This window comes from Citricoccus sp. NPDC079358 (assembly GCF_040702545.1).
Classification (GTDB): Bacteria; Actinomycetota; Actinomycetes; order Actinomycetales; family Micrococcaceae; genus Citricoccus.
Map to the genome: position 1 here is coordinate 53,902 of NZ_JBFBLI010000013.1, position 24,558 is coordinate 78,459.

A 24,558-nucleotide genomic window follows, 5' to 3' on the forward strand; every position below is an offset into this window, starting at 1 on the left:
CTCTTCCTACTTGATCGCCGCGCCTCCGTCGACCGGAATCTGGCCGCCGGAGACGTAGTACGACTCATCGGAAGCGAGCCACAGTACCGCGTTGGACACGTGAATGGGCTCGATCCAGGCCTTCCCGAAGGGGTTCAAGCCCGCAAATGCTGCTTCGGCGTCAGACGCCTTCGGTTCGTCCAGGTCCGGCCGGAAGAGCCGGTACGCGCTCTCGTTCTTGACCATGGGCGTGTCGATCGAGTTCGGATGGATGGTGTTGACGCGAATGCCGTGTGGTCCCAGTTCATTCGCGAGGACCTTCATCAGACCGACAACGCCGTGCTTCGCAGTGGTATAGGCAGCGACGTTCGCCAGTCCCTTGAATCCGGCTAGAGACGAGATGATGATGACGGAACCACCCTTGCCGGCCTTGATCAGATGCTCGGCAGCCGCGGCGTAGGTGTGCCACACGCCCGTGAGATTGATGTCCTGGATGTCTTTCCACGACGTCTCGCTGATCTCATGCGTGTTCGCCCCGAAGGTGAAGATCCCCGCATTGGCGACGATGACGTTGACGGCCCCGAGTTCAGCCACGCCATCGTTGACCGCCGACTTCAGTGCGTCGAGATCGCGCACGTCTGCGACGCGCGTCACCACGCGACGGTCCAGCGCCTCCACTTGTCGCGCGGTTTCCTGAAGCTCGTCCTCTCCCGGCAGTTCGTAGAACCCGTCAAGGCTGTCCACCGGGGCACAGAGGTCGACGGCGATGATGTCCGCGCCCTCCTCAGCCAGCCGGATGGCGTGACTCCTGCCCTGCCCGCGGGCAGCGCCGGTGATGAAGGCGACCTTGCCTTTCATACGTCCTGTCATGGTGTATGACTCCTGTCTCGTGATGCGGTTATGGTGCCGAGAGCGGTAAAAGGTGAGGCGACGGGCTCAGAAGATAACGGACTTGAGGCCGGCGCCGGCATCCACGGGCAGCGGGACACCGGTGATGTAGCGGCCTTCCTCAGAGGAGAGGAAGAGCAGGGCATTGGAGATGTCCACCGGCTCGACCCACGGGATGGGCAGCGAGTTCATGGATTGGGACGTCGCGGCGAAATCCTCGTCGGTGGGGTTCTCCAGGTCGGGGCGGAACAGCTTCTTCGTGGCCTCGTTCATGATCATGGGGGTGTCCACCTGGGTCGGGTGGATGGAGTTCACGCGGATGCTGTGCGGGGCCAGCTCGAGGGCGAGCGTCCGCATCAAGCCGACCACTCCGTGCTTGGCCGAGACATAGTGGGCGATGTTGCCCATGCCCTTGAGGCCGGCCAGAGAACTGGTGAGGACGATCGAGCCGCCGTTGCCGCCGGCCTTGAGGTGCGGGATCGCGGCCTTGGCCGTGTGCCACACCCCGGTGAGGTTGATGTCGATCATCGTCTGCCAGCCGCCTTCCGACATGACGTCTGCTTCAGCCATCTCGCCAGAGATCCCGGCATTGGCCGAGACGATGTCGATACGGCCGAACTCGGCGAAGCCCTCGTCCGCGACGGCCTTGACGGCCGCGAAGTCGCGGACGTCGGCCTGGCGGGCGATGATGCGCCGGTCCAGGGCCTCGACCTGACGGACGGTCTCCGCCAGGTCCTCGGCGGTGGGGCCCGCGTAGGGGACGTGCTCGACATCCTGGCAGATGTCGAACGTGATGATGTCGGCGCCCTCCTCCGCGAGACGCACTGCGTGGCTTCTGCCCTGCCCCCGTGCTCCTCCGGAAATGAACGCGACCTTGCCTTCGAGACGTGCACCCATGATCAATTTCCCTTCTGTTTAGAGGCTCGTCTGGCCGGCGTCGACCTTGAGCTGCTGACCGGTGATGTAGCGGGCCTCGTCGGAGGCGAGGAATAGCAGCGCGTTCGAGATGTCCCGGGCCTCGACCCAGTCGACGTCCAGCGCCTGCATAGTCCGGGAGACCTCTGCGAAGTCCTCCCGGCCGGGATTGTCCTTACCGGGGACAAACAGTTTGTAGATCGCCTCGTTCTGGATCATGTCCGTGTCCACCTGGGTGGGGTGGATCGTGTTGACGCGGATGTTTTCCTTGCCCAGTTCAAGCACCAGTGTCTTCATCAGGCCGACTACGCCATGCTTGGCGGCGACGTAGTGCGCCATATTGGCGTAGCCCTTAATACCCGCCGTCGAGCTGGTGAGGATGATCGCGCCGCCGTTGCCACCGACACGAAGGTGCGGAAGGGCAGCTTTGACCGTGTGGCGGACGCCGGTGAGGTTGATGTCGATCATCTCCTGCCAGCCGTCTTCGGACTGGTCCGCCAGTTGATTGACCTCGCCCAGGATGCCAGCATTGCCGGAGACGATATCGAGTCGCCCAAACTCAGCGAAACCCTCGTCCGCGACGGCCTTGACGGCCGCGAAGTCGCGGACGTCGGCCTGGCGGGCGATGATGCGCCGGTCCAGCGCCTCGACCTGACGGACCGTCTCCGCCAGGTCCTCGGCACGCGGGCCGGGATAGGGATTCGATTCCACGTCCTGACAGATGTCGAACGTGATGATGTCGGCGCCCTCCTCCGCGAGACGCACGGCATGGCTTCTGCCCTGCCCCCGTGCTCCTCCGGAAATGAACGCGACCTTGCCTTCGAGACGTGCACCCATGATGTGACTCCTTAGTCTGATTGCCGTTCTGATTGCCGTGGGGGTGGTGTGACGGTGGATGGAGCTGGATGTGATTCAGATGTGCGGTGATGGCGGAGGGGGATCCGGTCAGGACGAGGAGGCCTCGGAGGCAGGGGGCACGAATCCGGCCAGGGGGTCGATCTCGCAGGCACTGACTGGCGGGCGTGCGGGTGCGCCCATGCCGATGCTCACCGGCACCGGGCGGGACTTCGAGCGTGGGCGGGGCGGTGAGGTCCGGTGTGACCGGTCGACGCTGGGCCGTGGGAACTCCAGGTCCGCCTCCCGACCTTGGAGGAGGTCCTCGCCGAGACCGCGCACGCATTCAGGGTCTGGTCCGTCGAGCGGCAGGCCGGTGAAGAACTTCGCGGCCATGCATCCGCCGCGGCAGGTGTCGATGAACTCACACCCCGCGCAGTCCCCGCCCGTCTGTGGCTCGCGCAGCTCGGTGAACAGCTCGGCACCCCGCCAGACGGCCGCGAAGCCGCCGTCGGTCACCGTGTTGCCGGCCTTGAACTCATCGTGGATCGCGAAGGGGCAGGCATAGACATCACCGACCGGGTCGATCAGGCACACCACGCGCCCGGCACCGCAGAGGTTCAGGCCCGGCAGGGTCTGTCCGTAAGCCGAGAGATGGAAGAACGAGTCACCGGTCAGCACCCCCTCGCCGTGGGCCACCAGCCAGTCGTAGAGCTCGCGCTGCTGCTCGGGTCGCGGGTGGATGTCATCCCAGACATCCACCGCACGTCCGGAGGGTCGCAGGCGGGTGATGCGCAGCGTGGCACCGTACTCGTCCGCCAGGGCCTTGAACTCGTCGAGCTGCGGGATGTTGTGCCGGGTCATGACCACGGAGATCTTGAACCCCTCGACCCCGGCATCCTTCAGGTTCTGCATCGCCCGGACCGCGAGGTCGAAGGAGCCCTTGCCCCGCAGGGCGTCGTTGACCTCCGCGGTGGCCCCGTCGAGGGAGATCTGCACGTCGATGTAGCCGTTGTCGGCGATCCGCTGCGCGGCCTCCGGCGTGATGCGCACCCCGTTGGTGGAGAACTTCACGCCCACGTCGTGGCTGGTGGCGTACTCGACGATCTCCCAGAAGTCGGAGCGGACGGTCGGCTCGCCGCCGCCGATGTTGACGTAGAAGACCTGCATCCGCTGGAGCTCGTCGATGATCTCCTTGCACTGTTCGGTGGACAACTCGTTCGGATCGCGGCGCCCGGAGGCGGAGAGGCAGTGCGAACAGCTCAGGTTGCAGGCGTAGGTCAGTTCCCAGGTCAGGCAGATCGGGGAATCGAGACCGCGTTCGAAGTGGTCGGTGAGGGTCGGGCGGCGCTCGGGCGCGAGGGTCAAGGCAAACTCCAGGGATTCAGTCGTGGTCGGTGGACGGCAGCAGCATGTCCGTGTCGGCGAGTCGTTGCAGGGCTGACACGTAGCCGGGACGTGCCTTCTCCTCGATATCCAGGGCGGTGAACGTCGCGTCCACGCTCGGGAAGTCGGCCAAGGCCGTGACCAGGTCGACGAGTCGGGTGTCCTTGAGGAAGCTGAGGCGGCGGGTGCCGAAGTGGTAAAGCAGGGCCCCGAAGGGCTCAGGCCGCACCGCCACGCGAGGATTCAGGATCCAGGCCTTCCCGGGATCGAGGCCGAGCCCCGATCCCGGATCCACAGCCGGGTGTGTAGTGGTGGCCAAGGTCAGTAGACCCCGCACATGCCGTCGATCGAGACGTCCTCGACGAGGTCGTCCGCTGTGACCTCGGGGTCAGTGCTCTGGGCGTGGGTGCTGGACTGATCCATAGATTCCTCCCGGGAAAGTACTGAAAAGATGTGAGCTGAATCACTCACATGATGGGAGACTAAATGACACTGGGTGCCAAAGCAATGGATCGTTCACAACCTGGTGAACAATCTTCCTGGAAGTGAGAGTTCCTGGACGTGAGAGGAGGGACCTTGACCGAGAACCACGAGACGCCTGACCGTGCGCTGGGCCGTCCCCGTGCCACCACGCATGACGTGCTGGCCGAGATCGGCGTGGAGCTCTTCACCCGCCTCGGGTATGAGAACGTCTCGGTCCAACAGATCGCCGAGGCGGCGGGAGTGTCCCGCCGGACCTTCTTCCGCTATTTCCCAACGAAGGCGGACCTGCCCTGGGGCGACTTCGGCCGGGAGGTCGAACGGCTGCGCGGAGAATTGGCCCTGATGCCGGATGACATCCCCCTGATGGCCGCCGTGCGCCAAGCCGTCGTGGACTTCAACCGCGTCCCGCCGGACGCCGTCGACCAGCACCGCGCGCGCCTGGGACTCATCCTCACAGAGCCCGAGCTGATCGCCCGGTCGCTCGTGAAATTCCTGGACTGGCGGCGGGTCATCGCGGAGTTCACGGCTCGACGCCTCGATCTGGATCCCACGTCCTTCGTTCCAGAATTGGTCGGTGAGGTCGCCTTGAGCGCGGCCGTCGCCGCCTATCGACAGTGGATTCCCTCGCCCGACACCGACCTCTCGACCTTCATCGACACCGCCTTCGCCGCGATCGTGGACCTGGACCGGCTGGAGCAGGGCGTCGCCGCGCAACTGACCGCCCACCTCTCCACCACGCCTGTCCACGCGTCCGCACGCACACCCGCCCACGGACAGCAGCACCGGATCACCACGGGCACCGCGACCCTTCACGAGGAGAACGCCGATGAGACTCGCTGACGCCACCTGGCCGGACATCCACCCACAGACCTTCGGCGGCGCGGCCCCGGTGCTCGTGCTCCCCGTCGGAGCGCTGGAGCAGCACGGTCCGCACCTTCCCCTGGACACGGATACCGTCACCGCCACGGCGGTGGCCACCGCCGTGGCGGCTGCCCGGCCTCGTGCGGCCCTCGCCCCGACCCTCCCGATCGGCGCCAGTGGGGAACATGCCGACTTCCCCGGCACGCTGTCCATCGGCAGCGACGCCCTACGTCAGCTCATCGTCGAGGCGGTCCGCAGCTCCACTCCGACGTTCTCAGCAGTCATGGTGGTCAACGGCCACGGCGGCAATGTGGAAGCCCTCCGGTCCGCAGCCGAACTGTGCACGGCCGAAGGGCGCAGACTCCTCCCCCACCATCTGGGCCTGCCGGGAATGGACGCCCACGCCGGACGGACGGAGACCTCGCTGATGCTGCACCTGACCCCGGATCGGGTGCGGCTGGAGCACGCCGAACCCGGCAACACCACGCCCGTGCGAGAGCTCCTCGCCGAGATGATGGCGCACGGGGTGCGTGACGTCAGCCCGAACGGCGTGCTCGGTGATCCGACCGGAGCCAGCGCCATCGAGGGAGCGGACCTCTTCGCCCGGCTCCGGGACCGGGCCCTCGCCGCGTTCGACGGCCTCACGGGATAGGCCGCAGCAGCCGCCGGGATAGCAGAGCCTAAGTCGCCCGCTGGCGCAGCCGCGGGCGCAGCACCGCCCACCGCCGGGACCGCACCGCGGCGCGGAGCACGCCGGTACCGTAGGCCGCGTCCGCCACGAGTCGGAGGACCAGGTGCCGCACGGGATCGAGGGCTGCACCGGCGTCGCGCGCCGTGCCGTCCCGGCTGACACGGTCATGAACCCAGTGCCGGGCGGCCTGCAGGGTGTCCGGCATCGTCGGAACCAGGGCCAGCACGACGACGGCGCGCGCCACCTGCCGCGCCCGGCTCGCCGGCGCCACGGACACCACGAGCGCTGCGGCCCCGAGCGGCCACCACTCGCGGCGCAGGGCGTTGCCGACGGCAGTGACCTCGGACCGCAGTCCGAGCAGGGCCACCTCGGCGCCGCCGGAGACGGGCAGACCCTGGCGGTGGAAGCGGCGGACGCTGGTGCCGAGCTGGACCGCCGCACCGCCCGCGGCGACCACCACGCCCATCCGGCGCACCGGCCCCCGACCACCAACAGCCACCAGGCTCCCAAGGAGCATCACCAGGCCGGGCCAGCCCCAGGTCACTGGGGCGAGCCGGCCAGGGTGCCGGTCCTCGAGCGGGACGGCCGAGGTCCCGTAGGCGGCATGACGCTGTGACCACTCCGCCAGTCCAGAGCGGACCCCATGATGGACCTCGGCGGCTGGCAGGTACCGGACGGTGTGGCCGGCTGCGACGAGGCGCCAGATCAGGTCGACGTCCTCCCCCACTCGCAGCCCGGGTTCGAAGGGCGGATCAGGCAGAGCCGAGCGCCGCACGAGCAGGGCGGCGGTGGGGACATAGCCGATCTGGCCACCGGGAGCGACGCGCCGCGCCTGGGACCCGAGGTCGAGTCCGCCGCGCCGGGACTCGAACCGTTCCAGGACGGTGCCGCGGCCGGCCCCGGTCACGGTGCCGCGGACCCGGGGAGCGACGACGGCCACCGCCGGGTCGTCGAAGTGGGGAAGCAGGACGTCCAGCCAGCCCTCGGTGGGCACGGTGTCCGCGTCCAGGAACGCGACGAAGTCGGCCGGCGCCCCCGGTGAATCGTTGGACGCGGCCAGACCGGCGTTGCGGGCGCCCCCGGGTCCGACGTTCTCGGGCAGGACCACCAGGCGCACGCCGTGGTCCGCACAGACCCGTGCGATGTCCCGGGCGTCGGCCACGGCCGAGGCGTCATCCACCACGGTCACGCGATATCCGTGCACGGCCGGGAGGAGACGCGCCAGGGGCACGGCCGAACCGTGGACCGGCACGATCACCTCCACCTCGTCCGGACGGGGCCGCCGAGGCGGGTGGACAGGCAGGGCCAGACCGCGGTCCACGAGCAGTCGTGCGGTGGCACGTTCCACATCGTCGACCGGCTCGGCCTCCCCCGAGCCGCGACTCAGGACCGTCTTGGCGAAGGGACGGGCCGGAGCGGACAGTCGGGCCAATCCCCACGGCGACCCGCCGAACACCAGTTCGCCGTGGCGGCGGGTATAGGAGCCCTGGGTCCGGACGATGGCCGTCATCGGCCCTCCCTGATCCGGATCCCGGCCAGGAGCCCCAGTGCCATGGCCACCGCGGCTGTCCCCCCGGACGGGTGCGTGGGCACGGCGGAGAGGTCGGCCACGTGCAGGCCGTCGATGCCCCGGATGCGCAGGCGCTCATCCACCACCGCGTCCGATCCACCGGCCGCGCAGGTCCCCACGGCGTGGTAAATCCCGCCGCCGGAGGTGTGGACGAAGGAGGCGGCGGCCTCGTCGTCACCGTCGGGGGCACTGGCACCCGGCAACTCCTCCTCGAGGACCACGCCCGAGAGCGCCGGTGCGGCGAGCACGGCGCGGGCCGCCGTCAGGGCACGGGCGGCGGCCGCCCGGTCGCGGGAATCCTCGAGCAAAGGTGCACGGACGTGCGGGGACCGGTGGGGGTCGGTGCTCACCGCGTGGACCGAGCCGGTGGAGTACGGGCTGAGGGCATAGGCCTGGATCATCAGTCCGGCATGGTCCGCGGGCGCCAGGCCCGTGCCGTCCGTCGAGATGTCAGTCAGCAGCAGTTGCAGATCCGGCCGGTTCCCGCCGGTCGAGTCCACAGAGGCGGCGAGGGGGTAGGGGCCGGAGGCGAGGGGCCCCGATCGGGTCACCAGGTATTGGGCAGTGGCACCGAGCAGTCCTCGCGTGGTCCCGAGCCGGCCGTTGAGCCCGAGTCCGGGGCGGATCCGAGCCTTAACGGTGGCCCCGCGTTGCTCCTTGAGACCTTCACCGACCCGCGGCGCTGAGACGACAGTGTCGATCCCGAGGTGCTGCAACCGGTCCGGGTCCCCGATGCCCGAGCGCTCCAGGAGCGGCGGTGTCTCCAACGTCCCCGCGGTGAGGACCACCTGACGCCGGGCACTGTGACGGATGCGACTGCCGTCTGCGAGGGCCGTCTCCACGCCGACCGCGCGGTCACCGGCGGTCAGCACCCGCACGGTCGTCTGCCCCGTGAGCACTCTCAGGTTTCCCGCACGGAGTCCTGGTCGCAACAACGTGGCTGCACTCCGCCGCATCCCGCCGCTGATGGTGGCTGGGGTGCGTCCCACCCGGGGCCCGACGGCGGCGCGCACGTCCGGCACGAACGGCACCCCGGTCTCCCCGAGGCCGGCGATCAGGGCCCGCAGAACCTCGGACGGCGGTCCAGACGACGGTTCGGCCCGGGGCGCGGGGACGGGCAGGGCTTCTTCCAGGTGATCGAAGGCCCGTCCGAAGGCAGACCAGGACCAGTCTGGGCCGAGGCGTTTCGCCAGGCCGCCGTAGAGATGGGACTCGCCGCGCAGGTACATGGTGCCGTTGATGAGCGTGGAGCCGCCGACGCCCCGGCCCCGCCGCCACACGTCCGCGGGGCCTGGTTCCTGGGCCGCGAGCGCCGGGTACTCGAGGCTGATCCGCGGGTCGAACATGGTCCGCACAAAGCCCTTCGGCACGGCCACCAGGGGGTTGCGGTTCCTCGGGCCGGCCTCCACGAGCAGGACCCGCAGGTCCGGATCCTCAGCGAGGGCGGCGGCCGCCGCACATCCGGCCGCGCCGGCACCGACCACGATGACATCGGCGGTCAGTCCACGTGCCGCCTCGGGTGGGTCAGGGGATCCAGCGCGAGCGCCCACGGGACGTGATGTCATAGTGCGTTCATCGTAGTCATGGAGGAGACTCAGAACCGCAGCCTCCTACCCGAGAAATCGTGCCCGGTCGGGTTGGAGCCGACCCCACGGAGTTCCAGCCGATGGTCAGGCCCGGACAGGGCGGCCGCCATGGAGAGTCGCGCCAGTGTCCTCGCGGTGTTCCAGCCGGACAGGACGGCAGCGGCACGCGCCTCGGGGACACTCGAATGCCTTGGTCTCTCATGACGAGATCGATACATTCGGCTGAGGAGGGGCGATGTCCGGTTCCCATAGCGGTGGCCGGTGGGGGTGATGACGTCCAGTCCGTCAGGGGTGGCCTCGTGACGCCAGCCGGCGTTCTGCTTGGTGTAGTTGCACCGCGCGCACAGTCCCGAGCCATTGTTGAAGCCCGTCGGGCCGCCCTCGCTATGCGGCTTCACATGGTCGGCGTGCCGGATGGGCGCCTCACACCACGGCGTGCGGCAGACGTCGTCCCGCAGGACGAGCATCCTGCGCAGGAGCGGCGGGAACACCCGGGCTTTCGAGTCCATGGCCACCAATTGCCCGGATTCCGGTGCCGTGAACAGCCGACGGAGGAAGACCTCGGCTTCAGGGTCAGCCACCATCTGCCGGGCCTGTTCCGCTGGGATCGGCCCCTGGCCGGGCAACCAGCCGGAGGTAGGGTCACCATCCAACAACGAGGCGTCCGTCATCACCAGGTGGATCTCCGTGGGGATCGCCGGCGCCGAAGACTGCCCGGTGGCGCGTTCCACCAGGAGGTCGGCCATGATCTGGTCCCGCGTCCGCCCCGCCTCATCGCCCACCCCCACGGCGGTGCTGGCGTCCCGGTGGAGATTCGCGTACACCGCCACGGCCTGGGGCATCGGCAGCAAGGCCGTCAGGTAGGCCATGCCGCCGGTGGCCGGACGGACGGAGACCCGGCGTTCGGTCCTGCACCGCTCCAGCTGGGCGACGGCGGACTCCTGGTCCAGACGCTGGGCATGGGCCCGGGCCTCAGCGGCCAGCTTCTTCACGCCGATAGGACCCAGGCGGCAGGACATCAGCGCGTCCACGGTCCGGCGGTGTTCCACCGGCAGCCACGCCGTCTCGCGTGCCATGGCCGTGGCGTGTTCCTCGGAGATCTCACCGTCCGTCAGGGCGCGGAGGGTATGCGGCATCTCATGGCAGAGGGCCCGGGCCAGGCCGATGTGGCGCCCGCCCCGTTGTGCCGGTTCCCGCCGGGCGAGTGCCACCTCATCTCCGACTCCGCGACCCTGTTGATCGGCCGGCATTCCTTCTGCCGATTCCCGGGTCCGGCGCAGACGGTCCAAGGCCACCGCCTCGCGGGCCTGGAGTGCCGCGCACGTCGCCTTGAGGGACTCCAGGACCCGGATCCGGTCTATGGCCTCAACCTCGGTTCCGGCAGAGGCCATCCCCGCGAGGGTCTCCCGGATTTCTGTGAGTTGTTCGGAACTCTTCACCTGCCCGAACAGAGTCCCGGTCACCTCCGCCGGTGGTTCGCTGCGGGTGCTTCTGGTACTCGCGCAGGCGTCACCGACGTCCGCGTCGGCGGAGCCGAGGGTCGAGGCGATGCACGGGAGTTCTTCCATGTTCTGACCCTATGAGTAGGCCCGGACACGTTAAGCCGGACCCGGCGGGCCTGTGGACATCCGCGTCTTCTGGTCGCTCATGGGCGCCACGTGATGGACCTCGCGTGAAGGGCGCAGAATCGCGTGAAGGGCGCAGACTCGCGTGAAGGGCGCAGAATCGAGAGCGATTTCTAGTGCGCGGCACGGCCGCCGGCGGGCCGCTCGATCAGGGCGTCCATGGCCGTCGAGAACTCCAGGATGATCCGGGCACACGCTATCCAGAGCACGGCGGGAACCCAGCCGAGCAGCAGGGCCAGGATCCCCAGCGTGGTCCCCTGGCTGAACCCGAGGACCACCGCAGCCACCCAGGTCACCACGATCCCCACCACCACCACGGCATAGATGGCACGGGCCACACCCCTCGACATCCGCTGGTCGCCGTCCAGTTCGAAGAGGGCCCGGAACAGGGTCATCGGCCCATGCGTCTCTGGGGGAGCCTGCCCGGGGTGGCGATACGGACTGACGTGGCTGGTGTGATCCTGCCGGCCAGCTGCCGGCCGCGAATCATGGGAGACAACCATCTCGCACCTCCAGTAACGAACCGGGTGCACCATGGCGGATCAGGGAGATCATGTGCATCAGGTGCACCGCATACCCTCACCCTAGGACTGCCGTTCAGCAGTGTGAAGGCGCCGTGGACGCTCACCGGGAAGCTGGCGATCCGGAGAGCACGGCCCGGCCGATCGGTTCCGCCACCGCCGCATTTTCGAGGTACCCGATCACCGCATGCGGCTCGTCACCGGTGCTGACCCGCACGTCCCGGACCTGCCCGGCCACGGCTTGCCGCAGGCGGGGGCCCAGCGGGTTGAGGATCGCCACCACATCACGCACGTCATAGCCGTTCACCCAGGCTGAACGCCGGGCCGGGACCACCGCGGGCACGGGTGCGGGTCCCTCGTCCACGCTGACCGCACCCCCGAGCAGATGCCGTTGTACTACTGGCAGTCCGAGCGGACTACCGGTGGTCGCCACCAGGGTGATCGGTCGTCCCTGAGCGCCCCGGGTCAGCGCGTCGTGGGCGACCACGCTGCCCAGACTGTGCCCGACCATCACCACGGGCTCGCCCTGTGGAACAGCCGCGAGCGCCCTTTCCACGATCGCCAGCACGGTCTGACGCACCTCGGCGCAGCCCAGATAGTAGGCCACGTCCGTGAAGTACTCCTCGATCACCCGAGCGGAGACCCCCGCCCTCTCGGCCAGGAACTGCAGCGCCGCTCGCAACCACGGCACCCTCAGCAGCTCGTCCAGTTCCCACCACGGACGCCCGACGCCGGCCGGGACACCCCGGTCGGTCGGCTCACCGGCCGCGGGGTGGAGGGACTCGGAGTGAAGGTACTCGGTGTGAAGGGATGCAGAGTCCGGGTCGAACCGCAGGTGTTCGGTGACGTCATGGACCAAGCCGGCTTTGACCTCGCAGACCGCCTGCACGTCGGCGGGCAACGGCTCGCCGGTACTCCAGCGGGCGAGGTCCGGCCCCGGGCCGGAGCCCTCGCGTTCGGCGACCGCGTCGCGGAACGCATTGCCGTAGAAGGGGAACAGCACCGGGGCGAGGTCCGGGATCGGCGGCCGGCCGGCGTCGTGAAGGCCGGTGTTCAGGGCCTGCAGCCACCGGCGGCGAAGGGCCTCCGCATGCTCTGCGACCTGACCAGGCGGGATACCTGGAGCAGTGTGCTGGCCCCGCCCGTGGATGAGGAACAACGTGGTCATGGTCTGCCTCCTCGCCACAGACTAAACCTTGACGTTCCCTGAACGCGTCACATCTACTGGCCGGGTTCAAGAGGCTGAGCCCGGGGGCGAGGACGTCCTACCGGGCCCGGGCTCAACCAAGGAGGGGGGCATTTCCCATGGGACACAAGAAAAGACTCACCGCTGTCGGCTGCGTGCTGGCCCTGGCCGGCACGGCACTGGTGGCCGGCCCAACGGCCGCCGCACCGGACGCGTCCGAGGCATCGGCAACGGCCGCCACGGCCGACTCTCAAGCTCTGGAACGGTCGTTGACCGCGGCTCCATCACGAGGCCTGCAGACACCGTTCGAGGCCAGCAACGGGGCGAACTGGACCACGGTCGAGGAGGCGCAGACTTTCCTGGAGGACCTCGATGCGGCCAGCAAGCGCGTCGCCCTGCAGCAGGTGGGCGAGTCGGTGGAGGGCCGGCCCCTCAACCTCGTCACCGTCGGCTCCCCGGCACCGGCCTCGCAGGAGGAGGTCGCCGACGGTTCCATGATCCTGTTCAACTGCTCGATCCACGGTGATGAGCCCTCCGGGCGGGAGGGGTGTCTCCAGCTGGCCCGGGACCTGAGCACCACCAAGGATCCGGCGTGGAAGCGGCTGCTGAACAAGACCACGGTGGGCTTCACCTTCATCAACCCGGACGGCTGGGAGGCCGACACCCGGGAGAACGCCGACGATGTGGACATCAACCGGGACTTCCTTGCTCTGGCCACACCGGAGGCTCAGGCCTTGGCCACGGTCATGCGGGACTGGAACCCAGACGTCCTCAACGACCTCCACGAGTTCGGCCCGCGCGAGTTCTATGACACGCAGGCCCTGATCCTGTGGCCGCGGAACCGGAACGTGGACTCCACCATCCATGATCTGTCCGAGCGGATGGTGAACAACTACACGGGGGCACAGATCGAGGCCAATGGCATGACCAGCGGAATCTACGGCCTCCTGGTCAAGGACGGTGAGCCGTTCCAGCAGGTGGCCGGTGACCACCAGGCCAGGATCCTGCGCAACTACACGGGCCTGAAGCACATCACCGGGCAATTGACGGAGGCGGCGCAGGGCCCGGTGACCCCGGAGGAGGAGAACGATCCCCTGTTGGCGAACCGCCGTGCCGTGGATGTGCAGTACTCGAGCGCCGTCGGCTCGCTGGCCATGATCTCGGAGAACCGGAACCGGCTCGCCCGCCAGTCGGCCCAGGCCGCCGAACGTGCCACCCAGGCCGGTGCCGACCAGGCCGGCGTCGTCTACTTCAGCGGCCAGGACAATATGCTCCCGACCACCAGTGACGGCGCGGAGCCCCACCCCATGTGCGGATATCAGCTGACCGAGGCGCAGCTGTCCGAGGTGGGGTCCACCCTGGACCTGCACGAGATCGCGTGGGAGGAGAACGCCGAGGGCGCCTTCGTCACCATGGCGCAGCCCGGCAAGACGCTCATCCCGCTGCTGCTCGATGAGCGCGCCGAGTACGGGTTGACGGAGGCCACCCCGCTGGACGACTGCTGAGACGAGTCGGTCCTCTGGTGATAGTGCCGCCCGATGCCGGCCACCCACCCGGGTGGCCGGCATCGGGCGGACCCGTTCTTGCGGTCCTTCACTGCCCCGCGTTGACCAGCCCCGACTCATAGGCGGTGACCACGATCTGCGTCCGGTCCCGCAGGCCGAGTTTGGCGAGGATCCGGGAGACATGGGTCTTGATGGTCTGCTCCGAGAGGAACAGCTCGCCGGCCAGCTCCGCATTGGACCGTCCGGTGGCCACGAGCCGCATGACCTCCAGTTCGCGCTCGGTCAGCTCCCCCAGCACGGTCACATCCGGCTGACGCGCCACCGGCCGGCTGACAAAGTCCGCGATCAGCTTCTGCGTGATCGACGGCGCCAGCAGGGCCTCCCCGGCCGCGACCACCCGCACGGCGTTCGCGAGGTCCTCGGCGGTGGCGTCCTTCAGCAGGAAACCGCTGGCGCCGGCCTGCAGGGCGGCGAAGACGTACTCGTCCGCGTCGAAGGTGGTCAGCATGATCACCTTCGGGTGAGTGTCCCCCGGCATCGCGAAGACCGCACGCGTGGCGTCCAGCCCATTGACCACCGGCATCCGGATGTCCATCAGCACCACATCCGGCCGGGACCGCTTGACCAGGTCCACCACCTCAGCACCGTCCTGTGCACTCCCGACGACGGTCATGTCCTCCTGCGCGTCCAGCAGGGCCCCGAAGCCCTGGCGGACCATGGCCTGGTCATCCACAATGAGGATGCGGATCGGGTGTCTGGCGGAGAACGGCTCCGCAGGTCTCTGGCTCACCCGACCAGGGTATCCGGCACACCGACGTAGCCCTCACGTAGCCCCCACGTTCACCCTGCTGGGTGATGTCCCGGCACGGCCGGCTCCGTAGCTTCGCCACCATGAACACCACACGCTCCGTCCTTACCCGCCTCGGCCGTGACTACGCCTTCGTCCTGCCCGGATTCTTCGTCTCCCTGTTCGCCTTCGTCCTGCTCGTTCCCCTGTTCACGCTCGCCCTCGGCACCGCCGTCATCTGGATCGGGGTCTGGCTGCTGCCCCTCGCGCTGCTGATGGCCACCGGATTCGCCGAGCTGTCCCGCCGCAGGGTGCGGGTCTGGGGCGGCCGGATTGACCAGCCCGACTACCGCCGTGGCGGCTCCGGAGTCACCGGCTCCCTCCGCTACCTCACCGACCCGCGGCGCTGGCTGGACCTGCTCTTCGAGACCCTCATCGCCTTCCCGGTGCGCACTTTCACCTTCGTGGTCTCCGTGACCTGGACGGCAGGTGCCCTCGGAGGGACCACCTACGTCCTGTGGGGCCACTACCTTCCCCGCGGCGAGCAGGAGTATCCCCTGGCCGCCGGCATGCTCGAGGCCTTGACCGGCGGGGCCATCCCGGATGCCGTGGCCACCAGCTTTGCGGTCGAGTCCGTCTTCAACTTCCTGGTCGGCGTGCTCTTCCTGCTCACCCTGCCCGCCGTCATGCGCGGGCTGGCCCTGCTGGACGCCACCACGACGACGGCCGCACTCGGCGCCGGGCCGACGTCGGGGTATCCGATGCCGTCCGGCGCCCGGGTAGCGTGAACGCCATGCGCGCCGCCGAGCCGTCTGCTCCCTCGTCCGTCTCCTCCACGCCGTTCTCGGGTGAGGCACGTCCCCCTGGATCGTCACCCGCCCGGGCCAGCTTCTCGCGCAGTGGCTGGGCCTGGCTGCTGACGTCCTGCGCCGCCGTGATCCTGATCGCCACGGGCTGGCCCGTCCTCGCCGCCGTCCACCACACCCACGTGGCGATCGCCATGGTGCTCGCCGTAGCCCAGGCCGCCGCACTCCCGCTCGCGGTGCGGCGCCCCCTGCCCGCGATCGGTGTGGGACTGGCGGCGGCCCTGGGCACGATGTCCGCTGTGGACCCGGACTCCGGCCCGTGGCCGTGGCCCGTCACCACCCTGATCGCCTACGTCTTGCTCGTCCTAGTGCTCGCGCTCCGCCATCCCTGGCGGCTCGGGGCCGCGGCCTGGCTCGCCGGTGCTGTGGTCGGGGGGCTCGGACTCGCACTGATCCCGGACACAGGGCTTCCCCCCGGCAGGGTGCTCTCCAACGTCACGATGGTGGCCTCCCTCACCGGCGGCGCGCTGGCCGTCGGCAGCGCCCTGCGGGTCCTCTTGGCCAGCCGCAATCAACTGGACCATGAACGCCAGCTCACGGCCGAGGAGGAGACCAAGCGCCGCGAACTGCAGCAGCGCAACCGCATCGCCCAGGAACTGCATGACGTGGTGGCCCACTCCATGTCCGTGATCTCCGTGCAGGCCACCACCGCCCCCTACCGTCTACCCGGCATGGATGAGCCGACGCGGGGCGAGTTCGACTCGATCGCCGACTCCTCCCGCCGCGCGCTGACCGAGATGCGCGGGCTGCTCGCCATCCTGCGCGGCGACGATGCCGCCGACACCGCACCCCAGCCGACCATCGCAGACATCCCCCGGCTGGTGGCCACCACCCGTTCCTCCGGGGCCCAGGTGGGACTGGAGATCGATCCGGAACTCCTTCCGCAGGGCGGGGCGACCGCGGAACCCGGCACCGGCGTCCTCGGGGCGGCGAGCGCGGCCGGTGACTGGTCCGCCGTCGTCCCTCCGGCCACGGGCCTGACCGCCTACCGGGTGGTGCAGGAGGCGATCAGCAACGCCCTCCGGCACGCGCCCGGCGCCGCCATCCGCGTGCAGGTCTCGGTGGGAGACCAGATCGGGATCCGCATCGCCAACGGACCGGCCGCCCGTGGCGGGTTCGTCGCCTCGCCGGGCGCCGGCCTCGGCCTGAAGGGCATCCGCGAGCGCGTCACCGCGCTGGGCGGCACGGTCAAGGCCGGCCCGACGCCGGAGGGCGGTTTCGCCGTGAAGGCCCGGCTGCCGCTGTAGCCGCCTGCGCCGGAACTAGCCACCGGGGGACGGTTCTCCTTACAGTGGGCCCAGGAGAAGGAGGACCCATGAACATGTCCAGGAAAGCCGCCATGACCAGCGGCTTCCTCGGGGCCGCGGTGGCCCTGGCGGTGACCGGCTGCACGTCCTCGGCCTATCCGGCCGACCCGGACGGGACCTTTGACGATGTCTCGGGTGGCACGCTGTCCGTGGGGGTGGTCCACCACCCCCCGTACGTGGACGCCACCGGCGCCGAGCCCTCCGGCAGCGAGGTGGAACTCATCCAGGCGTTCGCCGAGGAGATCGACGCGGAGATCGAATGGACCGTCTCCGGCGAGGAGGCCCTCATCACGGCCCTCGAGACCGGGGACGTGGACCTGATGGCCGGCGGGCTGACCGACCAGTCGCCCTGGTCCTCCCAGGCGGCCCTGACCCGCTCCTATGCCGAGGACACCGGGCCGGACGGCGAGACCGTCAACCTCGTCCTGGCCCTCCCGCTGGGTGAGAACCAGATGCTCGGTGAGCTCGAGCGGTTCCTCGACGAGCGCCACCCGGGGGTCACTCCGTGAACCAGACCGATCGCCGCTTCGGGCACACCGAGCTCTCCCCCGCATTGCAGAGGTCCCTGCGCCGGGCCCTGCGTCTCCAGTGGATCACCATCGGCTACCTGGCGGTGACGGTCTCGCTGATCGCCCTGGTCATGGGCAGTTCCCAGGCCATGAAGGCCGCGTGGATCGAGGACATGCTCGCCTTCGTCCCCCCGATCGCCTTCCTCGTGGCCGTCAGGGTCGTGAACAACCGGCCTACGCTCCGGCGCCCCTACGGAAACCACCGGGCCGTGGGCGTGGGCCATCTCGTGTCCGCCGTCGCGTTGCTGGTGATGGGTGTGTATCTGATCGGCGACTCCGCGATGGGACTGTTCCAGGGTGAGCATCCGCCGATCGGCACCTTCCACCTCTTCGGCCAGACCGTGTGGCAGGGCTGGTTCATGATCGCGCTGATGCTGCTCCTCATCCCGGTCCCGGTGATCCTCGGCCGCCTGAAGATGCAGGTGGCGACCGAGCTGCACAACAAGGTCCTCTATGCGGATGCGGACATGCTCAAGGCGGACTGGCGGACCAGCCTGGGCACCGCCATCGGCGTGGCCGGCCTGGGACTGGGGTGGTGGTGGTTCGACGCGGCCGCTGCCATCTTCATCGGGCTGAGCATCGTCAAGGACGGCATCACGAACGTGATCACCGCGATCACGGACCTGGCCGACGCCCGGGCCCGGACCATCACGGGCGAGGATCCACACCCCTTGGTGGCGCGAGCCGAGGACTACGCCCGGTCCCTCGACTGGGTCCTGGATGCCGGGGCCCGGGTCCGGGACGAGGGGCACGTGTTCCACACGGAGATGTTCGTCGTCCCCCGCGAGGGTGCGGCTCAGTCCCCGGCGCGCCTGCGCGAGCTGGCCGAGGGCATCGTCGATCTGGATTGGAAGCTGGAGGACGTGGTGGTGGCCCTCGTGGATGAGCTGCCCGCCGAGGTCCACGGCGGAGTCGAGCGGGACAAGCAGTCCGAGGGCGGCCGGGCGGCCCGCTGAGGCTCCGGCCTCAGTCCCGGAGACGGTCCCGGTCCAGCAGGGGAAGGGCTCTGACCAGCAGCACCATGACCACCAGCTCCACCAGGGTCTGGGTCACCACCACGAGCGGTGCGAGGTCGAAGGCGGCCGGCAGGGCGAGGACCAGCGGCAGCACCACGAGCGAGTTGCGGGTCACTCCGCTGAACACCACCGCCCGGCGGCCCGGGGCGTCCAGTCTGGTCAGTCGGCCGGCGGCCAGGCCGACGAGCAGCATCACGACCGCAAACGCCAGGAACACCGGGACCACGGCGAGCAGGCCGCCCAGGTGGGCGCCGACGTCGTGGATCTGGGACGCGACCACCACGGCCAGGGTCGCCATCATCAGCGGCACCATGGCCGCGAGCGCCCCGTCCCGGAGCCATCGCCCGGCACGCCAGCGAGCGGCGGCCGTCTGGGTGAGCCACGCCGCGGCCAGCGGCAGGACGATGAGGAGGACAAAGGCCTCGATGAAGGGGCCGGCGTCGACCGTCTGGAGGAATCTCTCCCCACCATCAGCCGCAGGTAGACGGGCAACAGCGCCATCTGGGCGAGCATGAGCAGTGGCGTGGCCGCCAGCAGGCGGTCCGCCGCACCACCGGCCAGACGGGTGAAGACGATGACATAGTCCACGCACGGGGTCAGCAGCACGAACAGCACCCCGACCTCCAGCACCGGGGAGAACGCCACGAGGCGGGACAGCCCGAAGGCCACAAGGGGGACCACTGCGAAGTTCACCAGCAGCACCGTCAGCAGGAACCGGCCGTCGCGGAAGGCCCCGGCCAGCCGCGGGAACGGGACGGCGAGGAAGGTGGCGTAGAGGAGCAGTCCGAGCACCGGATTGATCGCGTGTCCCGCCGGTCCGGCCACGGCCGGGACCAGGAGCCCGACGCCGGCCCCGGCCAGCAGCGCTGCCACGTACAGCACCACCTGGTGCCGTTCCCACCACGGAACGGCGACTGCCACTCGACCCACCGCTCGTTCTCCCATGCCCTCCAGCATCGCAGGACGGACGGCTAGGGTGGTGCACATGGACCCGTCCACCGCACCACCCCTCGCCCGCCCGTGAACCGGCTGTTCCGTTCGGTCCTGGGCCTGTTCGCCGCACCACGGCTCAACGTGCGGGAGGACTACGCGAAGGTCCGGCGCTTCCAGCAGCACGTGGCGGCGCTCTCGGGACCTCGCTACCGGCCCGTGTACCGGCAGACGGCGGCTGAGGTGGGGCCCCACCGGGTCCCCGTGAGGGTCTTCCAGCCGAAGGAGAAACGGCGGGACGAGGTCCTGCTCTTCTTCCACGGGGGCGGCTGGGTCACCGGTGACATCGAGAGCTACACCCCGGCCTGTGCCGCGATGGCCGACCTCACCGGCTGTGTGGTGGCCTCCGTGGACTACCGGCTGGCCCCGGAACATCCCTTCCCGGCGGGCCTGGAGGACTGTTTTCAGGTCGCCCGGCTGGTGTTGGAGGATCCGCGGCGGGCCGGCATCGACTCGGCCGCCGACGTCGTCCTCGTGGGCGACTCGGCCGGTGGCAACCTGGCGGCCGCCGTCTCCCTGAAGTTGCGGGAGCTCGGCCATCGCAGGGCCAGCCGGCAGATTCTGCTGTACCCGGTGACCCACTGGGACCATGACCCGGCGACCTCCCCGTTCGCCTCGGTGCGCCATCACGGTGAGGACTACCGGCTGACCTCCACGGAGGTCCAGGACTACTTCGACCTGTACGTGCCCGACCATCAGCAACGCCGCAGCCCTCTGATCGCCCCGCTGATGGCCCCGGACCTGTCCGGACAGCCGAAGACCCTGCTGATCACGGCGGAACTGGACCTGCTCTGTGATGAGGGCGAAGCCTACGGCCAGGCCCTGGCGGAGGCCGGAAACGAGGTGCGGGTCCACCGCGTGGACGGGGCGCTGCACGGGTTCATCGCGCTGCCCCGGTTCTCCCGTTCCCTGCGGGAGGCGTACGAGGTGATCAACGCCTTTCTCGACGAGGACTCTCCTGTCGGTGAGCAGCACGGCGGTGCCGGCCATCCCGGTCAGCCCGGTCAATCCGGCCTCCAGGACGCGCCATGACCGGGCGGACCTGGGTGCGGCTGGACAACGCCTCCAACATCTTCCTGGCGGCGCGGACCGATGCCGATCCCAAGGTGTTCCGCCTCAGCGCGGAACTGGACCATGAGGTGGATCCGCAGCTGCTGCAGGAGGCCCTGGACGCCACGTACGACCGGTATCCGCTCTACCGTGCGGTGCTGCGACGCGGCGTGTTCTGGTACTACCTGCAGGACAGCGACCTGCGTCCCCTCGTCAGCGCGGAGGTCCAGCACACCTGTGCCCCGATCTATCAGGCGGACCGGCGCACCCTGCTGTTCCGCGTGCTGCATCACCGCCGGCGGATCAACCTCGAGGTGTTCCACGCCCTCTCCGACGGCACCGGGGCGCTGTGGTTCCTCTCTGACCTGGTGACCGCCTACCTCGGACTGCGCTACCCGGAGGCGGGCCGTGACCTCGGGACAGCCCCCGAGGCCGGTGCGCATCCTGGTGCCGCCAGCCAGCCCGCCGCGGAACTCACCGGCACCGCACCGGCCGGACGGCTCCAGGAGGCTCCCGTCCACGAGCTGACCGCGGACAGCTTCGCGCATTACTTCCGCCGGCACCGCCGGGACCAGGAGCCCGCCACCGATGCGGCCCGGCCGGCGCGGAAGCGGGTGCACCGGGTCCGGGGCACCCGCACGCCGGACCACCGCACCCGTGCCGTCGAGCTCACCCTGCCGGCCCGGGACGTGCTGGGCCTGGCCCGGGCCGAGGGCGTCTCACTCACCATGTATCTGACCGCCCTCTTCTTCGAGTCGGTCCGCCGGTCCTCCGGTGGGCTGGGCCGGAACCGCACCCTCGCGGTCTCGGTGCCGGTGAACCTGCGCCAGTTCTTCCCCTCGACGTCGGCGCGGAACTTCTTCGCGGCCGTCCGGGTGGAGCACACCTACGGCGAGGGCGAGGACGACGTCGGCTCCGTCGCCCGTCAGCTCGAGGGCCAGTTCCGCCCGAAGGCCACCCCGGAGGCCCTGGAGAGGAAACTGCGGCGCTTCATCCGCTTCGAGCGGACGCCCGTGCTGCGCGTGGTGCCGCGCCCGCTCAAGGACCTGATCCTGGGGCTGGTCAACCGGGCCAACAACCGCGGCCTGACCGTCGCGATCTCCAACATGGGCCGCGTCAGCCTGCCGGATCCGGTCGACTCCCACGTGGGCCGCATGCTGCTCCACGTCTCCGCTGCCCGCCCCCAGTTCTGCGCCGTCTCCCACGCCGGGCTGCTCACCATCAGCTTCTCCTCACCGTTCACCGAGACCGGACACGTCAGGGAATTCGCCCGGCACCTCACCGACCGCGGGATCGCGGTGTCCGTGGCCGCGGCGCGCGTCACCGAGGAGGAACTCAGGTGGGTGGAGACCGGGGTGGAAGCCGAGGTGGAGCCATGAGGCGCTGCCCGGAATGCTCCGTGGACATCGAGGGTGCCTGGGGCCACTGTCCCCTGTGCGCAGCCCCCACCACGGCCCCAGCCGCGGGCGAGGCCACCCCGAGTCCGATCCCGGCGGTGCCCCTCCAGTTCTCCCGGCGCCGGGTGCTCAGGGCTCTCTTCCTCGCCTCGATCGCGGTGATCCTCGCCTCGTTCACGGCCCAACTGCTGTTCAGCCGGGACCTGGACGGCATCGGGGTCCTGCGCTCCGTGTGGCTGGGCGTCAGCGCGATGTGGCTGGTGGTGCTGATGGCGGTGCGCAAGCGGCGCAACCTCGCCAAGAGCACCGTGTACCTCGTGGTGCTCGTGGGTCTGGTGTGCGTGTACTGGGACTACCTCACCGGATGGCTCGGCTGGTCGCTGACCTATGCGGTGCCCATCGTCTGCGCCTCGTCCATCGTCGCCCTGCTGATCACCGTCCGGGTGATGCGCATCGAGGTGGGTGAGCACATCGTCTACAGCGGCCTGACGGTCCTGCTGGGACTGGCGCCGATCGGATTCCTCCTCTTCGGCTGGGTGACGACCCCGCTGCCGTCGGCGATCTGCGGCGCCCTCAGCCTGCTCGCCCTGGTGCTGCTGCAGCTCGGGCGGGGGCGGCAGGTCCGACACGAACTCGCCAAGCGGCTGCACGTGTAGATCCCGCGCCAGCGGTCCGCTGTCCGGTCAGCCGATCGGATGCGGGTAGTCCCCCGTGCGGCCCTGGAACTCCAGGATCGCGGGGTTGAGGACGACTCCGTCGCGGATCTCAATGGCCCGGCTGATGGTTTCGCTGCCGTCCCAGGCGCTGGGCCCGCCCATGACGATGCCCAGGAAGGGCACCAGGGCGTCGCTGATCTCCCAGCTGGCCGAGTTCCACAGGTACGAGGGGCTGTGGTCCACCGCGTAGTAGTCGATGGTCCCGCCCACCGTGAACATCGGGTCGGCGAACGTGGTGGGACGCGCCCACTCGAACGCCATGCCCTCATCGCACGAGACATCCACGATCAAGCTCCCGGGCCGGAAGGCCTCCAGATCGTCGGTGCGCAGGTAGAGCAGGGCGGCATTGGGGTCCTGCAGGGTGCAGTTGACGACGATGTCACTCTCGGCCAGGAAGGGGGCCAGCGGGACCCGTCCGCGGTCTTCCGTGATGACCTCACTGAGATAGGGGCCACCGTCATGGTCGAATTGGATCATCTGCGCGGAATGGATGGGCGAGGCGACAGAGGCGACCTTACGGTTGGTCAGCACACGGACATCTGAGATGCCGTGGGCCTTCAGGGCCGTGACGGCTCCCCGCGCCGTGGCGCCGAATCCGATCACCACGGCACTGAGCCGGCGGCCGTAGTCCCCGGTGACACCGGTCAGAGCCAGGGAATGGAGCACGGAGCAGTACCCGGCCAGTTCGTTGTTCTGATGGAAGACGTGCAGTGAGAAGCCGCCGTCACTGGCCCAGTGATTCATGGCCTCGAAGGCGATCAGGGTCAGCCGCCGGTCGATGGCCTGCTGGGTGAGTCCGCGGTCCTGCACGCAATGCGGCCATCCCCAGAGCGTCTGACCGTCCCGCAGTTCAGCCAGGTCGGCCGCCTGCGGCTTGGCCAGCAACACGGTGTCGGCGGCGGCGATGACCGCCGGTCGGTCAGCCACCGCGCCCACGAGCTCAGCAAGGTTCGCGTCCGAGTAGCCGAACCGCTCGCCGTAGCCCTCCTCCAGGACCATCCTGCTCCGTAGGGCGGGATCGATGCGTTGCAAGTGGTCCGGGTGCAGGGGCACGCGGAACTCGGCGGTCTTCCGGGTGGTCCCTAACACGCCGAGGACAGGATGATTCGATGGTGCCATGGTGCACGTCCGTTCTGGGGTGCCGCAGTGGCACCGCACACCTCAGGCTATACCGGCCCGGTGTTCCAGCAGCGAGCGGGCGACAGGGGTGTGGGTGACGGCCGCGCGGATCAGTGGTCCGGCGGCCGCCACGCGGGATCGCGGCCGGACAGTCCCAGTACCTGGTTCAGCTGGGGGGCGTCCGCCGGCACGGGGACCCGGGGGCCGAAGAGCCCCTCCCGTTCGCCCGGCTCCTCCGGGATCCCGGCACAGAATTGCTCGACGGCGTCCAGGACCTGTTGCTCCACCGCATAGTCCTGACCGGTGGCCACCGCCAGGTCCCAGCCGTGCAGCACGACCTCGTCCAGGGCGACGAGCACCGCAACCTCGGCCGGCATGGTCTGCGCTCCGGCCGTCGTCGTTCCGGTGCGTGCCCCGGTCTCGTTCCAGGCGGCGGCGAGGTTCTCCAACTCGGCCGGCAGGGCTTCCCGCCAGTCCTCGGGAAGTTCCAGCCGCGACGGGTCCGGGGCCGTGTGGGTGGTCGGTCCATCGATCTTGCGGGCGGCGTCACGGAAGGCGATGGCCAGGCCGTGCAGATGGGCCAGGAGCAGGTGGACGGGCATCTGGGGGCACGGCGTGGGGGCATAGTGGTGCGCGTCCTCGATGCCTCGCACCACGGCCGCCACCCTCCGTGTGCTCTCGGTGAGGTCGATGCTGGTCATGGTGGGTCCC

24 protein-coding genes and 1 pseudogene are annotated in these 24,558 nt (G+C 69.4%); 10 read left to right on the top strand and 15 right to left on the bottom strand.

Annotation, left to right across the window (positions count from 1 at the left end):
* Positions 1 to 6: 6 nt before the first annotated feature.
* From AB0333_RS14370 to mftA, 6 genes are all read right to left on the bottom strand, one after another.
* Positions 7 to 837, bottom strand: coding sequence for a mycofactocin-coupled SDR family oxidoreductase (locus AB0333_RS14370; RefSeq protein ID WP_366219375.1), 831 nt, complete (start codon positions 835 to 837; stop codon positions 7 to 9).
* Between the two features lie 78 nt (positions 838 to 915).
* Positions 916 to 1,764 (bottom strand): mycofactocin-coupled SDR family oxidoreductase, encoded by an 849-nt coding sequence (locus AB0333_RS14375; RefSeq protein WP_366219376.1) that lies wholly within the window; start codon positions 1,762 to 1,764, stop codon positions 916 to 918.
* 18 nt (positions 1,765 to 1,782) lie between these two features.
* Positions 1,783 to 2,619 (bottom strand): mycofactocin-coupled SDR family oxidoreductase, encoded by an 837-nt coding sequence (locus AB0333_RS14380; protein ID WP_366219377.1) that lies wholly within the window; start codon positions 2,617 to 2,619, stop codon positions 1,783 to 1,785.
* A gap of 108 nt (positions 2,620 to 2,727) precedes the next feature.
* Positions 2,728 to 3,984, bottom strand: coding sequence for a mycofactocin radical SAM maturase (gene mftC, locus AB0333_RS14385; RefSeq protein ID WP_366219378.1), 1,257 nt, complete (start codon positions 3,982 to 3,984; stop codon positions 2,728 to 2,730).
* A gap of 16 nt (positions 3,985 to 4,000) precedes the next feature.
* On the bottom strand, positions 4,001 to 4,297 hold the full coding sequence (gene mftB / locus AB0333_RS14390; RefSeq protein WP_366219379.1) for a mycofactocin biosynthesis chaperone MftB: 297 nt from the start codon (positions 4,295 to 4,297) through the stop codon (positions 4,001 to 4,003).
* A 26-nt stretch (positions 4,298 to 4,323) separates the two neighbouring features.
* Positions 4,324 to 4,425 (bottom strand): mycofactocin precursor MftA, encoded by a 102-nt coding sequence (gene mftA / locus AB0333_RS14395; RefSeq protein ID WP_366219381.1) that lies wholly within the window; start codon positions 4,423 to 4,425, stop codon positions 4,324 to 4,326.
* 153 nt (positions 4,426 to 4,578) lie between these two features.
* Between mftA and mftR the strand changes: the two genes are divergently transcribed.
* Both mftR and mftE read left to right on the top strand, forming a co-directional pair.
* Positions 4,579 to 5,325, top strand: coding sequence for a mycofactocin system transcriptional regulator (mftR, locus tag AB0333_RS14400; protein ID WP_366219382.1), 747 nt, complete (start codon positions 4,579 to 4,581; stop codon positions 5,323 to 5,325).
* Positions 5,312 to 5,998 (top strand): mycofactocin biosynthesis peptidyl-dipeptidase MftE, encoded by a 687-nt coding sequence (mftE, locus tag AB0333_RS14405; protein WP_366219383.1) that lies wholly within the window; start codon positions 5,312 to 5,314, stop codon positions 5,996 to 5,998. Before mftR ends, mftE begins: the two co-directional genes overlap by 14 nt.
* 28 nt (positions 5,999 to 6,026) lie before the next feature.
* On the opposite strand, the gene mftF is transcribed toward mftE, so the two are convergent.
* The 5 genes from mftF to AB0333_RS14430 form a co-directional block, all read right to left on the bottom strand.
* Positions 6,027 to 7,547, bottom strand: a complete 1,521-nt coding sequence (gene mftF / locus AB0333_RS14410) for a mycofactocin biosynthesis glycosyltransferase MftF (RefSeq protein ID WP_366219384.1) — start codon at positions 7,545 to 7,547, stop codon at positions 6,027 to 6,029.
* Positions 7,544 to 9,172, bottom strand: a complete 1,629-nt coding sequence (locus AB0333_RS14415; RefSeq protein ID WP_366219385.1) for a GMC family oxidoreductase — start codon at positions 9,170 to 9,172, stop codon at positions 7,544 to 7,546. The genes mftF and AB0333_RS14415 overlap by 4 nt, the downstream gene beginning before the upstream one ends.
* Positions 9,173 to 9,201: 29 nt before the next feature.
* Positions 9,202 to 10,761 (bottom strand): DUF222 domain-containing protein, encoded by a 1,560-nt coding sequence (locus AB0333_RS14420; protein ID WP_366219386.1) that lies wholly within the window; start codon positions 10,759 to 10,761, stop codon positions 9,202 to 9,204.
* A gap of 170 nt (positions 10,762 to 10,931) precedes the next feature.
* Positions 10,932 to 11,213: a DUF4282 domain-containing protein gene (locus AB0333_RS14425; protein ID WP_366219388.1), complete on the bottom strand. Its 282-nt coding sequence runs from the start codon at positions 11,211 to 11,213 to the stop codon at positions 10,932 to 10,934.
* Positions 11,214 to 11,442: 229 nt separating this feature from the next.
* Complete coding sequence (locus AB0333_RS14430; RefSeq protein ID WP_366219389.1) at positions 11,443 to 12,507, bottom strand: hypothetical protein; 1,065 nt, start codon at positions 12,505 to 12,507, stop codon at positions 11,443 to 11,445.
* A 137-nt stretch (positions 12,508 to 12,644) separates the two neighbouring features.
* Here AB0333_RS14430 and AB0333_RS14435 point away from each other — a divergent pair, with 137 nt between their 5' ends.
* Positions 12,645 to 14,030: a M14 family zinc carboxypeptidase gene (locus AB0333_RS14435; protein WP_366219390.1), complete on the top strand. Its 1,386-nt coding sequence runs from the start codon at positions 12,645 to 12,647 to the stop codon at positions 14,028 to 14,030.
* An 88-nt stretch (positions 14,031 to 14,118) separates the two neighbouring features.
* Here the strand turns inward: AB0333_RS14435 and AB0333_RS14440 are convergent, their stop codons facing one another.
* Positions 14,119 to 14,820: a response regulator transcription factor gene (locus tag AB0333_RS14440; protein WP_366219391.1), complete on the bottom strand. Its 702-nt coding sequence runs from the start codon at positions 14,818 to 14,820 to the stop codon at positions 14,119 to 14,121.
* Between the two features lie 101 nt (positions 14,821 to 14,921).
* Here AB0333_RS14440 and AB0333_RS14445 point away from each other — a divergent pair, with 101 nt between their 5' ends.
* From AB0333_RS14445 to AB0333_RS14460, 4 genes are all read left to right on the top strand, one after another.
* Positions 14,922 to 15,605, top strand: coding sequence for a sensor domain-containing protein (locus AB0333_RS14445; RefSeq protein ID WP_366219392.1), 684 nt, complete (start codon positions 14,922 to 14,924; stop codon positions 15,603 to 15,605).
* A gap of 5 nt (positions 15,606 to 15,610) precedes the next feature.
* Positions 15,611 to 16,930 carry a histidine kinase gene (locus AB0333_RS14450; protein ID WP_366219393.1) on the top strand — a complete coding sequence of 440 codons (1,320 nt, stop codon included), beginning with the start codon at positions 15,611 to 15,613 and terminating at the stop codon, positions 16,928 to 16,930.
* Between the two features lie 68 nt (positions 16,931 to 16,998).
* The gene (locus AB0333_RS14455) at positions 16,999 to 17,499 is read left to right on the top strand and encodes a transporter substrate-binding domain-containing protein (RefSeq protein WP_366219394.1); all 501 of its coding nucleotides are present in this window, start codon (positions 16,999 to 17,001) and stop codon (positions 17,497 to 17,499) included.
* Positions 17,496 to 18,515, top strand: a complete 1,020-nt coding sequence (locus AB0333_RS14460; protein WP_366219395.1) for a cation transporter — start codon at positions 17,496 to 17,498, stop codon at positions 18,513 to 18,515. Before AB0333_RS14455 ends, AB0333_RS14460 begins: the two co-directional genes overlap by 4 nt.
* Before the next feature lie 10 nt (positions 18,516 to 18,525).
* Here the strand turns inward: AB0333_RS14460 and AB0333_RS14465 are convergent.
* A pseudogene (locus tag AB0333_RS14465) lies at positions 18,526 to 19,520 on the bottom strand (bile acid:sodium symporter).
* A gap of 75 nt (positions 19,521 to 19,595) precedes the next feature.
* On the opposite strand from AB0333_RS14465, the gene AB0333_RS14470 reads away from it, so the two are divergent.
* From AB0333_RS14470 to AB0333_RS14480, 3 genes are read left to right on the top strand one after another with little or no spacing between them, the layout of a single operon-like run.
* Complete coding sequence (locus AB0333_RS14470) at positions 19,596 to 20,597, top strand: alpha/beta hydrolase (protein ID WP_366219396.1); 1,002 nt, start codon at positions 19,596 to 19,598, stop codon at positions 20,595 to 20,597.
* Positions 20,594 to 21,994, top strand: a complete 1,401-nt coding sequence (locus AB0333_RS14475; protein WP_366219397.1) for an alcohol acetyltransferase — start codon at positions 20,594 to 20,596, stop codon at positions 21,992 to 21,994. The genes AB0333_RS14470 and AB0333_RS14475 overlap by 4 nt, the downstream gene beginning before the upstream one ends.
* The gene (locus AB0333_RS14480) at positions 21,991 to 22,668 is read left to right on the top strand and encodes a DUF6320 domain-containing protein (RefSeq protein ID WP_366219398.1); all 678 of its coding nucleotides are present in this window, start codon (positions 21,991 to 21,993) and stop codon (positions 22,666 to 22,668) included. Before AB0333_RS14475 ends, AB0333_RS14480 begins: the two co-directional genes overlap by 4 nt.
* A gap of 27 nt (positions 22,669 to 22,695) precedes the next feature.
* On the opposite strand, the gene AB0333_RS14485 is transcribed toward AB0333_RS14480, so the two are convergent.
* Positions 22,696 to 23,847 (bottom strand): N(5)-(carboxyethyl)ornithine synthase, encoded by a 1,152-nt coding sequence (locus AB0333_RS14485; protein WP_366219400.1) that lies wholly within the window; start codon positions 23,845 to 23,847, stop codon positions 22,696 to 22,698.
* A 110-nt stretch (positions 23,848 to 23,957) separates the two neighbouring features.
* Positions 23,958 to 24,548 carry a TIGR03086 family metal-binding protein gene (locus AB0333_RS14490; RefSeq protein WP_366219401.1) on the bottom strand — a complete coding sequence of 197 codons (591 nt, stop codon included), beginning with the start codon at positions 24,546 to 24,548 and terminating at the stop codon, positions 23,958 to 23,960.
* Positions 24,549 to 24,558 lie beyond the last annotated feature (10 nt).

Bases quoted from the DNA above. Each gene is read 5' to 3' on its own strand.
- AB0333_RS14430 (WP_366219389.1), bottom strand. From the start codon at position 12,507: ATGACCACGTTGTTCCTCATCCACGGGCGGGGCCAGCACACTGCTCCA.
- mftA (WP_366219381.1), bottom strand. From the start codon at position 4,425: ATGGATCAGTCCAGCACCCACGCCCAGAGCACTGACCCCGAGGTCACA.
- AB0333_RS14435 (WP_366219390.1), top strand. From the start codon at position 12,645: ATGGGACACAAGAAAAGACTCACCGCTGTCGGCTGCGTGCTGGCCCTG.
- mftE (WP_366219383.1), top strand. From the start codon at position 5,312: ATGAGACTCGCTGACGCCACCTGGCCGGACATCCACCCACAGACCTTC.
- AB0333_RS14475 (WP_366219397.1), top strand. From the start codon at position 20,594: ATGACCGGGCGGACCTGGGTGCGGCTGGACAACGCCTCCAACATCTTC.
- AB0333_RS14415 (WP_366219385.1), bottom strand. From the start codon at position 9,172: ATGACATCACGTCCCGTGGGCGCTCGCGCTGGATCCCCTGACCCACCC.
- AB0333_RS14425 (WP_366219388.1), bottom strand. From the start codon at position 11,213: ATGACCCTGTTCCGGGCCCTCTTCGAACTGGACGGCGACCAGCGGATG.
- AB0333_RS14455 (WP_366219394.1), top strand. From the start codon at position 16,999: ATGAACATGTCCAGGAAAGCCGCCATGACCAGCGGCTTCCTCGGGGCC.
- AB0333_RS14480 (WP_366219398.1), top strand. From the start codon at position 21,991: ATGAGGCGCTGCCCGGAATGCTCCGTGGACATCGAGGGTGCCTGGGGC.
- AB0333_RS14370 (WP_366219375.1), bottom strand. From the start codon at position 837: ATGAAAGGCAAGGTCGCCTTCATCACCGGCGCTGCCCGCGGGCAGGGC.
- AB0333_RS14485 (WP_366219400.1), bottom strand. From the start codon at position 23,847: ATGGCACCATCGAATCATCCTGTCCTCGGCGTGTTAGGGACCACCCGG.
- AB0333_RS14490 (WP_366219401.1), bottom strand. From the start codon at position 24,548: ATGACCAGCATCGACCTCACCGAGAGCACACGGAGGGTGGCGGCCGTG.
- AB0333_RS14450 (WP_366219393.1), top strand. From the start codon at position 15,611: ATGCGCGCCGCCGAGCCGTCTGCTCCCTCGTCCGTCTCCTCCACGCCG.
- AB0333_RS14375 (WP_366219376.1), bottom strand. From the start codon at position 1,764: ATGGGTGCACGTCTCGAAGGCAAGGTCGCGTTCATTTCCGGAGGAGCA.
- mftF (WP_366219384.1), bottom strand. From the start codon at position 7,547: ATGACGGCCATCGTCCGGACCCAGGGCTCCTATACCCGCCGCCACGGC.
- AB0333_RS14420 (WP_366219386.1), bottom strand. From the start codon at position 10,761: ATGGAAGAACTCCCGTGCATCGCCTCGACCCTCGGCTCCGCCGACGCG.
- AB0333_RS14380 (WP_366219377.1), bottom strand. From the start codon at position 2,619: ATGGGTGCACGTCTCGAAGGCAAGGTCGCGTTCATTTCCGGAGGAGCA.
- AB0333_RS14445 (WP_366219392.1), top strand. From the start codon at position 14,922: ATGAACACCACACGCTCCGTCCTTACCCGCCTCGGCCGTGACTACGCC.